Origin of the sequence: Nostoc sp. GT001, assembly GCF_030382115.1 — a bacterium.
GTDB lineage: Bacteria > Cyanobacteriota > Cyanobacteriia > Cyanobacteriales > Nostocaceae > Nostoc.
In genome coordinates, this window is record NZ_JAUDRJ010000001.1 from 62,333 (window position 1) to 75,472 (window position 13,140).

At 41.5% G+C, this 13,140-nt stretch carries 15 protein-coding genes; 2 read left to right on the forward strand and 13 right to left on the reverse strand.

Features of this window, described 5'->3' with window-relative positions:
- Positions 1 to 1,315: 1,315 nt before the first annotated feature.
- Positions 1,316 to 2,422 carry a DNA cytosine methyltransferase gene (locus QUD05_RS00315; protein ID WP_289794444.1) on the reverse strand — a complete coding sequence of 369 codons (1,107 nt, stop codon included), beginning with the start codon at positions 2,420 to 2,422 and terminating at the stop codon, positions 1,316 to 1,318.
- A gap of 70 nt (positions 2,423 to 2,492) precedes the next feature.
- Here QUD05_RS00315 and QUD05_RS00320 point away from each other — a divergent pair, with 70 nt between their 5' ends.
- Positions 2,493 to 3,833: a transposase gene (locus tag QUD05_RS00320; protein ID WP_289794445.1), complete on the forward strand. Its 1,341-nt coding sequence runs from the start codon at positions 2,493 to 2,495 to the stop codon at positions 3,831 to 3,833.
- Here the strand turns inward: QUD05_RS00320 and QUD05_RS00325 are convergent.
- The 7 genes from QUD05_RS00325 to QUD05_RS00355 all read right to left on the reverse strand — a co-directional run bounded on the left by QUD05_RS00325 (position 3,789) and on the right by QUD05_RS00355 (position 10,035).
- Positions 3,789 to 4,202: a hypothetical protein gene (locus QUD05_RS00325; RefSeq protein WP_289794446.1), complete on the reverse strand. Its 414-nt coding sequence runs from the start codon at positions 4,200 to 4,202 to the stop codon at positions 3,789 to 3,791. The genes QUD05_RS00320 and QUD05_RS00325 overlap by 45 nt on opposite strands.
- Positions 4,199 to 4,552 (reverse strand): ASCH domain-containing protein, encoded by a 354-nt coding sequence (locus QUD05_RS34265; RefSeq protein ID WP_502911371.1) that lies wholly within the window; start codon positions 4,550 to 4,552, stop codon positions 4,199 to 4,201. Before QUD05_RS34265 ends, QUD05_RS00325 begins: the two co-directional genes overlap by 4 nt.
- 44 nt (positions 4,553 to 4,596) lie before the next feature.
- A complete protein-coding gene (locus QUD05_RS00335) occupies positions 4,597 to 4,977 on the reverse strand; it encodes a hypothetical protein (RefSeq protein WP_289794447.1) in 381 nt (126 codons plus the stop codon).
- Between the two features lie 207 nt (positions 4,978 to 5,184).
- Positions 5,185 to 6,003, reverse strand: a complete 819-nt coding sequence (locus tag QUD05_RS00340; protein ID WP_289794448.1) for a DUF4351 domain-containing protein — start codon at positions 6,001 to 6,003, stop codon at positions 5,185 to 5,187.
- A gap of 225 nt (positions 6,004 to 6,228) precedes the next feature.
- Positions 6,229 to 7,620: a replicative DNA helicase gene (locus tag QUD05_RS00345; protein WP_289794552.1), complete on the reverse strand. Its 1,392-nt coding sequence runs from the start codon at positions 7,618 to 7,620 to the stop codon at positions 6,229 to 6,231.
- A gap of 133 nt (positions 7,621 to 7,753) precedes the next feature.
- Positions 7,754 to 9,118, reverse strand: coding sequence for a hypothetical protein (locus QUD05_RS00350; protein WP_289794449.1), 1,365 nt, complete (start codon positions 9,116 to 9,118; stop codon positions 7,754 to 7,756).
- 110 nt (positions 9,119 to 9,228) lie between these two features.
- Complete coding sequence (locus tag QUD05_RS00355; RefSeq protein ID WP_289794450.1) at positions 9,229 to 10,035, reverse strand: DUF5131 family protein; 807 nt, start codon at positions 10,033 to 10,035, stop codon at positions 9,229 to 9,231.
- Positions 10,036 to 10,075: 40 nt separating this feature from the next.
- Between QUD05_RS00355 and QUD05_RS00360 the strand changes: the two genes are divergently transcribed.
- Positions 10,076 to 11,035 carry an RpnC/YadD family protein gene (locus QUD05_RS00360; protein ID WP_289794451.1) on the forward strand — a complete coding sequence of 320 codons (960 nt, stop codon included), beginning with the start codon at positions 10,076 to 10,078 and terminating at the stop codon, positions 11,033 to 11,035.
- 65 nt (positions 11,036 to 11,100) lie between these two features.
- On the opposite strand, the gene QUD05_RS00365 is transcribed toward QUD05_RS00360, so the two are convergent.
- The 5 genes from QUD05_RS00365 to QUD05_RS00385 all read right to left on the reverse strand — a co-directional run bounded on the left by QUD05_RS00365 (position 11,101) and on the right by QUD05_RS00385 (position 13,140).
- A complete protein-coding gene (locus QUD05_RS00365) occupies positions 11,101 to 11,706 on the reverse strand; it encodes an MT-A70 family methyltransferase (RefSeq protein ID WP_289794452.1) in 606 nt (201 codons plus the stop codon).
- 18 nt (positions 11,707 to 11,724) lie between these two features.
- Positions 11,725 to 12,225 (reverse strand): hypothetical protein, encoded by a 501-nt coding sequence (locus tag QUD05_RS00370; RefSeq protein WP_289794453.1) that lies wholly within the window; start codon positions 12,223 to 12,225, stop codon positions 11,725 to 11,727.
- Complete coding sequence (locus QUD05_RS00375; protein ID WP_289794454.1) at positions 12,194 to 12,490, reverse strand: VVA0879 family protein; 297 nt, start codon at positions 12,488 to 12,490, stop codon at positions 12,194 to 12,196. Before QUD05_RS00375 ends, QUD05_RS00370 begins: the two co-directional genes overlap by 32 nt.
- Entirely contained in the window at positions 12,483 to 12,695 is a 213-nt protein-coding gene (locus QUD05_RS00380) for a hypothetical protein (protein ID WP_289794455.1), read from the reverse strand. The genes QUD05_RS00375 and QUD05_RS00380 overlap by 8 nt, the downstream gene beginning before the upstream one ends.
- Positions 12,696 to 12,795: 100 nt before the next feature.
- Positions 12,796 to 13,140 carry a hypothetical protein gene (locus QUD05_RS00385; protein ID WP_289794456.1) on the reverse strand — a complete coding sequence of 115 codons (345 nt, stop codon included), beginning with the start codon at positions 13,138 to 13,140 and terminating at the stop codon, positions 12,796 to 12,798.

Genomic DNA, 13,140 nt, shown 5'->3' on the forward strand with positions numbered 1-13,140 from the left:
CCTGCTTTCAAGAAACAAGGTAGGCAGGGTGGTTTCATACGAAAAAAGAAAAATACATAAGCCTTGATTTCTTATTTTATAGGATGGCTTTTTACCCCTCTCCAAACCTCTCTCTGTTTCGAGGAGAGGCTTTGAAACCCAGTTTTAGTTTTTCTTAGTTTTTCTCTGCTTGTATGAAACCACCCTGCTACCTTGTTTCTTGAAAGCGCCCCACTGGCGGCGATCGCCACCCGTTACTGATGTAAAGAAACTTTTATAATGGAAAGTACCCTGACAGCTAAAACCGAATCCTCAATAGTGCTTTTAAGCCTGCTTGAAAGCGTGGTTCTGGGCTTTTATGGTTACTATATTGGTGAAGTGGCTTGCGCCACTATCCCGTTCAGAAGATTATCTAATAAGACCAGCCCAGGTCAGGGTTCTCATCATTATTTGACCCTAGACTTCAGCTGAACTCTAGGCAACTTTGATGTATGTAAATTTCCACATCACATAAATCTTTACCATTTTTAGTGTTTCCAGGTTCTAAGTGTGGAGTAAAGAGTTTCTCAGAAGAGGGTTAGTCGTCATAGCCTGGGGATTCACGCCTGCCTTTTGGCTCGTTTCTCCGTCGAGCAGCAAAACAGTTGTTTTCACACTTTCCAGTAATCTTCTCTGATAATGAAAATGAAGCATTGTCAGAAACAGGCTCTGATTGTGAAGAATATCCTATCAGACTGAATCCTAAAATAATAATTATAAGAAGGAAAAGGTAAAATTTCATAAATAAATTTAAAGATGTTACAAACAGATTAACGTTTATTTTCTGATAAATTTTCTTTTTTTACAAACTTAATGTGGAAAAGAGTGAAGATTGGGGTGAGAGCTAGCGAAATAGTGATGAAGTAAAAACCATAACGTATAGTTCTATTTTTTGTATGCATCGACCCTCCAGATAGGTAATTCAAGTAGAGTGGCATTTAGCAAACCAACCACTGCTATCAAGCTAAATGTGGTCGGTGTTTCGGGTTTCCTCAATGCGTACAGTGAGCCAACGAATGAACGGGCGACTGCCCCCGTGAAAGCACAATGCAAATAGTGCGAACGTTCTATTAACCATCAAGGCGGTTAAGACGAGAACAGAGGAAGGTGTTTGCCTTGCCAGTTTTTAGGAGGGTGATGTACCAATACGGTTCGGATAAGCATTTTGAACTCAGAATTACCTTTGGGGAAAAGGTTAAAGGNNNGGGNNNAAAGTTTTTCCCCCTTTCCCTTTCCCCTTTAACCGAACCGTATTGGGTGATGTACCAGCATTGTTCTAAGTTTTGGACAAGGTTAGTCATACAATTGCAGCTTTCAAAATACTTTGTACGGATGCGAATAATTGAGTTGCAAAGCTGGGAGGTACCGAATAGCCGATGATTGACCCCGCCGTAGCAGTCTCAGGCGGGAACTCATACCAAGACGGAAAACCTTGCAAAATGGCTGCACCTTGAATTGACAAAGACTTGACCGTACCATCAGGCAACCAAATATCAGCGAACTTACTTCGGTTGCAGCCCTTGTGATCCGTGAAATGGGAGCGCAAGATAGTGTTGCAAGGTAAATGCCCAGGTTTATACTTGGACTGTGAACGTCCCCCAACTCTTTGTATTAGCAATGGTGTTGGCACGTTTCCGGCTAAAAATTTCTCCAAAGCTTGTTGCTGTTTGGGCAACAGGTGTGAATCAGCCATCGTGGGGATGAGATGGGCGATCGCCTCGTACCAACCACAAGGTGTAGCGCTCGAAGGTAGGGCAACATGAAAACCCCTACTTGCAACCAGAACTAACCGCCGCCGCGCCTGGGGTAGCCCAAAGTCAGCCATGTTGACCACGCTGTAATCGAATGAGTACCCCTCAAGTTCCAAATCTGACAGAATGATACTGAAACTCTGACTGTTCTGATAGTGTGGAACATTCTCCAGCGTAAACACCCGTGGCTGTAACTGTCGGATGGCTTCTGCTACAGCGATCGCAGCCGTCAGATCATCGTTAGTTTCCCCACCTTTACCCGCTTTAGCTGTGTGGGCTTGGCTGAAGTTGGCACACACCGGGGAGGCGTGAAGGTAGTCGGGGCGGCGGGGAAAACCTAGAAATCCTGACTGCGCTACTTCTTGCACTGTTAGCTGGATTATTCTACAGCCATATTCCCTGAAATTGCGGTGATGAGTTTTGGCGATCGCCCGACTCAGTTCTGGTTTACTTGGGTCAAACTCTACTGCAATGACTGGGCGAATACCAGCTTGAACCATCCCAGCTTCTATTCCGCCGCCGCCTGCGAAAAGTACTACAGCGATCGGGGCATCATCTGGCAGAACTGGTTTTATTTTTGTATTATCAAAATTTTTGCAGACATCTAATTTTGGTAATGTTTTTTTGCAATACCTTAGCCAAAATAAGAGCATAAAGAGGTAGGGCGCTTTGTAGTAGAGTTATTGTCTCTCACAACGACAACTCAAAAACTACAAACCACCCATGCCAGACATCCTATCACTGTTACAATGCCTGCTACCGCAGATCAACGCGACGACGATGCGCCGAATGAACCAGATAATCCTGGCGATGTTAGCGATGAGCGGGAGAGTCACAATGTTGGGAATGTCTCGTTGGGCAGGCACTGGTGGTAGTTATCGGACAATATTAAGATTCTTTCAGACAGTAATACCTTGGGCAACGTTGTTTTGGGTATTTTTCCGTAAGCATTTGTTCCGTGCAAATGAGGTGTATTTGCTGGCAGGAGATGAAGTTGTAATCAGTAAATCAGGGAAACAAACTTATGGGCTGGATAGATTTTTTTCTAGCCTCGTCAGCAAACCTATATTAGGGCTATCTTTTTTTACATTATCATTAGTAAGTGTTAAGCGAAGACACTCATTTCCGATTAAAATAGAACAGGTAATCAAGAGCGATGTAGAAAAAAGTAGTGTATCGCCAACAACAGAAATCAAACCCAAAGAAAAACGTGGACGTGGACGACCAAAAGGTAGTAAAAATAAAAACAAAACAGAAGTAATTCTCACATCTGAATTACTAAGAATTAAGAAGATGATTAATGAGTTGGTCAAGTTAATAGCTAACTTTATCCCCCTAACTTACTTAGTCTTAGACGGTCATTTTGGAAACAATAATGCCTTGCAAATGGTTCGGCAAGTTAACTTGCACATAATTTCCAAGTTGCGCCATGATTCCGCATTGTATATACCCTATCAACATCCTGACTCCAATAGTCGCTCTCGTCGTAAATACGGTGATAAGATTGACTACTGTAACATACCTGATAAATATTTATGTAAAAGTACCATTGAAGACGATATCAAAACTGATATTTATCAATGCACTCTCCTTCACAAGGAATTTGCCCAAGCACTGAATATAGTTATTTTGGTCAAAACCAATCTTAAAACTAATGCTCATAGTCATGTAATCCTATTTTCTAGTGACCTAAAGTTGTCATACGAAAAGATAATTGATTACTATAAACTGCGCTTTCAAATCGAGTTTAACTTTCGTGATGCGAAGCAGTTTTGGGGATTAGAAGATTTTATGAATTTAAGTCAAACTGCTGTAACTAATGCTGTTAATCTAGCATTCTTTATGGTCAACTTATCCCATCATCTTCTATCTGATTTCCGTCTCCTTAATCCTGACTCCGGCATTATTGATCTTAAAGCTCACTATCGTGGTTTTCGATATATCCGTGAAATGTTAAAAATGCTTCCCGAAATCCCTGAGCCTATTTTATTAAACCAGATTTTTGCCAAGCTTACTTCTTTAGGACGCATTCATCCCGTTTCTACGGGCGTTGAACCCTCGTAATTTGGCAGAGGTATTGTTTTTGGTTTTCGCTTTTTTGATAAAGGCGATGATATTCTCTCGCGTTGCCCTCTCTTGTTGCAGTGTCCGAATCATTGGAACAGCGCCAGGGGGAATTGAACCTATACTTTTGCCTTTCCATGCCCCGTTTATCTTCTCTTTCCAATTGAATGCCCATCGCCAATGAAAGGGATTATTCGGGTCACGTTCACCAATCACACGGGGATAAGAAACAGTCTTCCCATCAAGTAGCTTTTTAGTTTCGAGGTACTGATAAAGACAACCGACTGATTCCCCCTGTGAGGTTTTGACCGCTTTCTCTAAGAATTTTTCGGGTATTGCAGACAACTCAGCTATTACTGATTTAGTCATGCAGCCACCTCCATGACCAAATCATCGGGTACTTCAAATATCCCCAATCGCCCAATGTAAGGAATCGGTGTAATCTCGCGTGGATTCTCCAGCTTCCAGTGATATTGCCCAGGCATTCCCCAGCCAGACGCAACTTGTGAAAATTGGCAGTCAACTATTGTGACAATGCCAATAACTTGACCGCGACGGAGAGAGATTAATTCTGGGATTACTACCCCCATGCTTTGACAAAATTCTTTCGCCTCAAAGTATTCTTTTTTGGTACAAGTCTTGGCTGCGTGAATCAGAATGTCGCCGCGATAATGAATGGACCAGCCTCGGTTTTCAATATCCTTCAGAGCATAAATAATTGCTCATGCCCAAGGCTGACGGACGGATAGCGCTTTCATCTGTTTTAAAACTCCAGCAATTGAATGTATGCGTCTAATGCCGCGATCGCTGGATGTGGATGTGACTGTGAACGCAGCCCGTTGCAGATTGTGGCAATAGTTCCAAGCTCTATGAAAGTGAAATGAATATTGGACTGACGGTTAGAACAGCGATGTAAAACTGTTAGAAGAACAAAATTCAACTGTCTGAGAATTACATCTTCAGCTACATGAAGTCGCCAAGTAAGGTTTTTGGAAGTAACCGAACGCCAGGGGTTATCGAAAGAACATTTTTCGACTTTGGGTAGTATCTTAATCTTGAATCTATAATCCCGGTCAGTAATAGCGCATTCATCAGGGGCGAGAGCCGCCCATTGTTGTAAAAGTTGTTGGTAAATTTCAATCATTCTCAGTTGGCTGCCTTGCGTAGAAAACGATTGTAAAATTCCTGTTCTAATCCGTCAGCAGCAATTTATTTCAACGCAACTATTTATTAGTTGGGGTATTATGATAGTGATAAAATGACGGATAGGTTTTAAGTCTTATGCTTGTATGAAGAGACATTAGAAATAAGGAGTGGATATTTTAATCCGACTCCCTATCTAATTTTTACTTTATCCTAATTGGTCTAACCAATTTACTAAATCGTTAACTGATGAGAAATCTAAAAGGGCTTCGCCTAGTGCCTCTAATTCTTCAATAGGTAAAACTCGAATTCGCTCGATTAGTAGAGAATTAACTTCTCCAAAACGGCGATTTAACAAACGATTTAAAAACTGAAATGCTTCTTGTTGCTTTCCTTTCTGCAAAATATCCTGATAAATAACAGATTCCTGCATAATATCCTCCCGTAAAAATTGACGAATTAAATCTTTTTCAAACCTTAAACCTGCAAATATCTCTGTACATCCAGCAATATTCTGTCTTTCATCCCTATCTGAAATTCTAGCGATATTTTGAGCTACTTGGGATAATAAAGCGGCAGGTGAATCAGTTCGAGTTAAAGGTGCAAGAGGCAGTAACGCTGGATTATTCAGAAACAAAGCTGAATCTTGTTCCCATAACCGTATAACTTGATAACGGTGACTTGTGAACTCATCTGTGTATTCTTCAGTAAATGCAATAGGGTCACTACTTTGTTGCAAGAAGATCACGACTTGGGTTACTGGTATGTTATATTGCCGTTTCAATCTCACATAATAGTCTAATACCCGCAAAGGAATTGGCGGATTAGATTTGGGGAGAGTTTGAAACTCAATGTGCAAAATCCGGCTACTTGTTTGCAAAAATGTGACATAATCTGCACGGATTGGATCTATTGAAAGTTCAGTTTTAAGTACTGTAACTTCTGTAGTTTTATCTGGTAGCAACCACTTGGCAAACTCGGCTGGATACAATTCAGCTAAATACTTGGCAGTATTATCGTAACTCAATTTATCTCATCCTTATTTCAATGAAGATTTAGTTCTTAGCAAGCTCAATGATTTTGTTTACTTTGTCAATGGTCAGGAAATTCATCTTCATCATAATCTTCTCCTCCTTCTGGATTTAGACTAAACCAATAGTACTTTTTTAATTGTTATATCTTTTGGCTGATTCCATTGCTGGAGTGCTGCTTGCATGAACATTTACAAGGCTCAAGTTAACTCCTGTTGTATTTAATATTGAGATTTAGCCAAATTCTTAAACTGTCCAAATCGTTCATCAAACAAAAGGTTGACAGTCGTCTCACTACTAAACCGACTTTTCAAAACTGAAACTTCAAAAATGCCTTTTTGGGTAGTCTGTTTGTCGTAGTAATCTTCCCGGTACAAACCCAACATGACGGCAGCTTCTTGTTCAAATCCTCCTGATTCTCGAAAGTCTGCTTTGGTTGGACGCTTTTCGGAACGTGAATCAACTTCTCTTTTTAACTGCGCTAAACCCAAGACAGCGCAATTGAATTGTTTAGCGATCGCCCTGAGTTGTTTCAAGATTGAGTCGATTTCTTGCACGCGGTTTTCGCCACGTTCACGGCGCATTGGTTCAATCAACTGCACATAGTCCACAATCACCAAACTGACTGAACCGCAACGAGCTTGTATATCTTGCAAATCACCCTTGATTTGTGAGGTGGTGATTACAGGGTTGTCATTTAACCAAAATGGTAGCGCCATTGCGTCAGCACAAGCTTGAGCCAAAGGATTCCAGTGAGATTCCCGGAGTGCATTGCGTTTAAAAAGCAAGTCAGCAGGAACATGAGGGGCTGCCAGCCTTGAGAGAGTCTTTTTGACCATTTGTGAGGCAGACATCTCTAAAGCAAAATAAGCGGTTGTTAAGCCGCTAGCAGCAGCCCGAATACCAATATCTAATGCCCAGGTAGACTTGCCGATGCCGCCACGACCTCCAACAACGGTCAAAGAACCGAAGGGCATCCCGCCAATTACCGAATCCAAATCATAAAATCCAGTTGGGACATTCACCTCAATCGCATCTTCACCGTTATTAGCCAATTCAATCTCGGCATAAACGTCAGGGATGATGTCAGCCATTAGCTTCATTTGACAAGGCATAGTTAATTGGCGCAACTCTAAAAGTTTTTGTTGTCCCATTTCGATGACTGAAGTGGCAGTAGTTTCAGTCAAAGGAGCATCCATCGCGTAGCGTGCCATTTGTAAAGCCGTTTGGATCACCGCCCTCAATTGCGCTTTTTCTCGAATTAATTCTGCTAAGGCATCGATGTTAACTGCTGACACGCAAGAGTTAAGCAAGGATGCAAGTTTATTTCTTCCGCCAACATTATGCAACAGTCCATGAGATTCCAGCCAACTGGTGACAAACAATAAATCCGTTGGTTGCTGAGACTGGTGCAATCGCAATGCGGCTCGGTAGATGTCCTTATGCGAACCAACGTAAAAATCTTCTGGTTGCAAAATCTTAATTACACGAGCGATCGCTTCGGGGTCAAACAAAATGCCACCGAGTACTACTTCTTCAGCTTCAATCGCCTGGGGCGGTAAGCGGTTAGGCATTGAAACTACGTTATCTGGGGCAAAATCCGGTGAAAACATCACTTTTTCTCCTGCTATCTATTTTTGAAAATCGAATCAGAATTCAGAAGTCAGAAGCCAGAATTCAGGAGCCACAATGAACAAGCAGCAAAAATTATTTCGAGGATGGAAATGGCTTGGTCTAAGCGGTGATTCATCCCGCAGCTGCACAAGCTTCAATTCTGAATGCTGACTCCTTACTCCTGAATTCTGTTTTGGTAAATCTCCGCGCTTGTCTAATTTCGGGTAGTACTGCCCTCAACTCATTAGGGGCAGCATGAGCCGTTTGTATGGCTTTTTGTTGGGTAAGGCGTTGAGTTTCGGCACTCTGAGCTTGCTGATAGCGCTGATTCAAATTCGTCCATCCCCCCTTGGTTTTCTCCCAAGTGTTCATTACTGCGATCGCATGATCTATTTCCTGTCGTGCCGAGCGTTTCGACTTAGTGGCTAATTCAGCAGCCAGAAAATCAACGACTATCGGGTTGAAGTTCTGGTACAAGTTATTTAGCTTTCGCTCTCCATTGCGCCAAGGTAAAACCCAGCGATTCCACTTGATTGAGTCTCTAACAAGCAGGGGCACACAATCATCACTCATCGCAGTCGGGTCTGTTAGCCAGGCATCGATCAGTTCTTTCACGTTTTGGGCTGTCTTGTAGGGACAGGTTAGTTGCAGCTTATTCGATTGTTCGGATTTCTCGAACGAACCCCCCGCAATAGTTGATCCTCTTGAGGTGTTATCGGTTTGTTGCAAAGACTCGGAATTTTTTGACAACGAAGTGGGTTGTTGTAGGGTTGGTTCTTCTAGACTTGGTTTTTCTAGAGTTGGTTCTTCAAGTTCAATTTCTTCGGTTGTTAAATCAAGTTCTTCTTTTTCACACACACTTTCATGGGTGGGGGGCGCGGGTGGCGAAGCCAGGGGCGCATTGTGTGTAATCTCTGAAGTAATCTTTGAAGTAATCTCTGTATCTATTAGATCATTTTCACCTTTTCGGCAATTGGAATTTAACCTTTTCGGAAATTCCATTTTCACCTTTTCGGCAATTCCATTTTCACCTTTTCGGAAATTCACTTTTTCGTCAGAACCAGAAGCTACTTGTGTTTTGATATGTTCAGGAGCTAATGATGGAGTTTGAACTACAAGATTTAGTAGTTCAAGAAAATTCTCCCAGTCGATTCGGATATGTTTAGTTGGACTATTAGCAAATTTGTAAAGCGCAGTCACAATTAGATTTTTGGACTCTAATAACTTGATAGCTGTATCAAATTGCTTGGGTGTAATTCTGCACTCTTTCCACCAATCATCACGCTTTTTAGCCAGCCACTTGTACCCCTCACGTTCAATTCTGAGTCGGGATTGCCCTTCATGATCCGGTAAATGCCAGTAAATGATCTGACTAAGTAAAATTCCAGCGATTAAGTCACCGCCAGCCACGTCTACATAACAACGTTTGACTTCTATCGTGTCCCTAGAACGCGATTCCCAGGCTAGAAAACTGTTTTGGTCAGAGAGCCAATTCATCTTTCTAGACCTCCTTTCATCATGTTTTCTGCTAGAATCATGGTTATATTCTCTATTCCTCAAAAATTGTGAGTTTATTCTTCCCCTGCCTGTAGTGCAAGGGTTTTGCTTTATTTACAGATAGACAAAGGCAATTCTCGCAATTGCAGATGTTCGGGAAACTCTTCAATGTCTCCCCCTTTTTTGTCACGGGTTTTGAATCGCTGTCCCCGAAATATTGCATTCGCCCCCAACTGCTTCACAAACACAGGTGTTTTAGCTGCGTGACATTGTTGGACAATTGATTCGAGCCATTCGATGTGGCATGGTCTGGAATCTGGGTCAGACTCACCACCAATAATGACTAACTGAACATCATTCAAGTAGTGAGTGATATCGCCCAAATCTTCTAACAATGGTTCAACTGACCAGAACCGAATTAAAGCCGGAATTTGAGCAAGAAATTGACTACGTTCTTCTAAAGTGCGGCGATTCTCAATCGAAGTTCCTGACCAAATATTTAAAGGTAAATTGTCTAGTCCATGACAATAAAGCCATTCATCCATAGATGACAGCATAATTTCTGGGCGTTTGGTAAGAATCTGGAATATCTGGTTAGGTGCAACGAACATGCCGTCCAGCATTTCGTGTTGCCAAAAACGCGGAACCCATTCACCGAAAACATCCGTCATTGAAGAAACGAAATGCTTCTTAGGTTTCCTTTGGAATCCCCATTTCCGAATAGCTTCTGTATCTAACACTAGCTCTGGTGATTGTCCAGAGTAGGGTTGCTTGTTTCCGCCAAAGAAAGAGTTTTGATTCAGCTTTTCGCTATAGCAATTTTTACATCCCTCTGAGATTTTTTGACACCACCAACCGCCTTCTTTGGCACGGATGATATTATCTGTTAAGTCTGTCCATTCTATGTTTGTTGGCATAAACACCTCTGCAATTTGAAGTTAGACAATACATTTGAAAATGGCTAATAAAACACCTCTTACTGAATACGATTCTCCTTGGAAGCAAATACTACAGTTGTATTTTCAAGACTTCATGTTGTTCTTTTTTCCCCAAGCACACAGTGAAATTGATTGGAGTCGTGGTTTTGAGTTTCTAGATCAGGAGCTACAGCAAGTAGTCCGTGATGCGGAATTAGGAAAGCGACTGATCGATAAATTGGTGAAAATTTACCGTATCGGGGGTGAAGAATCTTGGCTATTGATCCATATCGAAGTCCAAAGCCAGGAAGAAAGCGATTTCCCGAAACGTATGTTTGTCTACAACTATCGGATTTTTGACCGTTATAATCGCTCTGTTGCATCATGTGCGGTACTGGGAGATGACAACATCGACTGGCGACCAAATCAATTTGGTTATGAATTGTTTGGCTGTACAGTTGATTTTCAGTTTCCTGTAATCAAGCTGCTAGACTATAAGCATTGGTTGTCGGAGCTAGAAGCCAGTCGTAACCCCTTTGCTACGGTGGTAATGGCTCACTTGGCAGCAGTGCAAACCCGCAGTAATAGGTCGCAAAGGAAACAATCAAAACTGAATTTAGTGCGTCGGTTGTATGAGCAAGGGTTTGAACGCGAGGCTGTTGTTAACCTTTTGGCTTTTATTGACTGGATGTTGACGCTACCATTAGATTTAGAGCGAGAATTTCAACGGGAAGTAGAACAATTAGAGGCAGAACAACGTATGCAGTACGTGACATCATTTGAGCGAATTGCCCGAATGGAAGAATTGGTAGAAGCAATAAAATTAGGCTTGGAACTCAAGTTTAGCCCTGAAGCATTAAACCTAGTGCCAGAAATTTCATCGTTGGAAGACGTTGAACTATTAAGAGCAGTGAGAAATGGGATAAAAACAGCAACTACAGTCGATGAATTGCGTCAAATATACCAGTCCTCTACAATTGACAATCTGCCAGAAAATTAGCATTGAAGAATTTAATATTTAGTTTTCTAGGTTCAGTACGCTTTAAGTGCTTAAATTAGCTCTAATTAAGCACTTAACGAAGTATCTCCATCACGTTCCTCAACAGGCTGATCAAACTTCAGAGCCTCATCACCCCAACAATCCCAGCCAATTCTAGACGAACGTGCGAACATCTCCAGCTTTGTTATGTCTGGACACAGTTTGTCTACGAGTTGATAGAAATTTTCGGGCTTACGGGAATGCTCACGGCGGGGTGAGTGTAAAATGCTTGACTGGTTTGTAAGTGTCCGTCCAGCAAAAGCTTTCACATTCCCACGAACACCCAAAGCGCAATGTTCAGTCGAATTCCGCAACCAATGACCAACACCTAGATGTGTTTTAGTGCTGTCTTTGGTGACTTTTTCCCAAGTCAAAATAGTCTTGAGTTCAAATCCCCATGTTTGCAAGCATTGAGCCGCTTCAATCATGTGATTGTTGGTGAACCAAAGCCAAAGAATTGACCCCGTGCGATCGCTTAAGTCTGGAACAGGCAATGACAGTATTTCTTCTATGTGCATTGGCTTATAGTTAATGCGGTTTCGGTGAGTTTTATCCTGATTTCTCAGCCGATAGAACCAGGGAGGGTCAATCACGATGCACTGGTATTGACCTTCTAATGTTGTTAGTCTCATGTTTAACTCCTGTTATTTTCAAACTTGTTTTGGAAATTCAATGTGGCTTAAAGTCTGAAGTTCAACAGCTAATCCGCTTAAGAAATTTTGGAGTTCGACTGTTGCCAAATCAATGGATATCTCTTTTTCTGACGTATAAATAAGTTGCTTGTGATGCCCAAAGTAAACTTCTGTACGAGTTAAGTTTTGCTCTGTATCAGTTAACAGAGTCAAAGTAAATCTTCCAAGTTTGCAAAAGTAATAGGGACGGGTTGCACAAGAAGTATCTCCTTGATGCCAAGTAATATTGGTTTTTGAATCAATGTGAGCGCTAATAGATTCAAAATCTACTTGGTAAATATTCAAATCTGCTTGCATTTCTCCACTGTTGTAGTAGCCAACAATGTGTTGCCTGATTCCATCAACTGATAGGCTATCGGGGATATTAATATGGGCAACAGATGCAACTTTTTCAACTACTGTGACTACGACTTCCATATCTCCTGCCTCAAACCCCAAATTCAAAAACTTTAATTCCATCAACATCAACGGGATTAAGGTTAATTAATCCGCCGCCAGCGTAATTACAAGGAATCTTGCGCTTATCTTTGTCATCGAAGGCTTCTTTATGAACTGACATCCAGCGTCCTACACAAGAAAATCCTACGGCAGAAGATGGAGCGCCAGCTTTTTTATAATCTTGGACAGAAGCAATGTGACCGCAACATGGACACAAAAAAATCCATTGCATCTTGTCTTGTCCAAATAGTGTTTTTCCAAGAGTTAGCCACTCTTGTTTATTCATCTTCTTCATCCTTTTCACGTTCAGATAAAATCAATTCCAACTCTTTAATAGCAGCCAGAGCCATTGCAACAGCAACTTTACTTCTGGGGTGGTTTTTCTCTGATTGCATTCGATAAGATTCAGGTACTATATATCCTTGAATTGCCAAGAATCTTTTCGCTAATCTCTCAATAAGTGCATCTCTTTCAAACAATCCAAGTTCCATACTTTTTCTGTGAGATGTGTTAAATAATCGCTGATTTCCAACTAATTTGATTGACTATCTCTATTTCTTTGGCAATTATGTAGGCTTTGAGTTTGAGAACTTATTCATTACCTTTCACTTCTGCAATACCTGCTTCTAATGCTTCTTCTGGGGTGGTATAACTGCCACTCAAATAGCGGTCTTCCGAAAACTCATTAAACATACAAACTCCAGAACCGTAAATTAGAGAAAAAGAATAACGTTCTGGGTCAGTAGGACAGTACCAAACTGTTACATTATGTTTACCCTTCATTGCTCCTCGGCTCATGTAAACGCTAGTTTCAAGAATCGGTCTTTTTGGTTGTTTATCTTCCCAAGAGTGATGACAGCAATCGCAATAAACGACTAAATCATCAAGAGCTTCTCTATAAATTTCTTTACTTTTGCACTTGGGGCAGTTATTCAT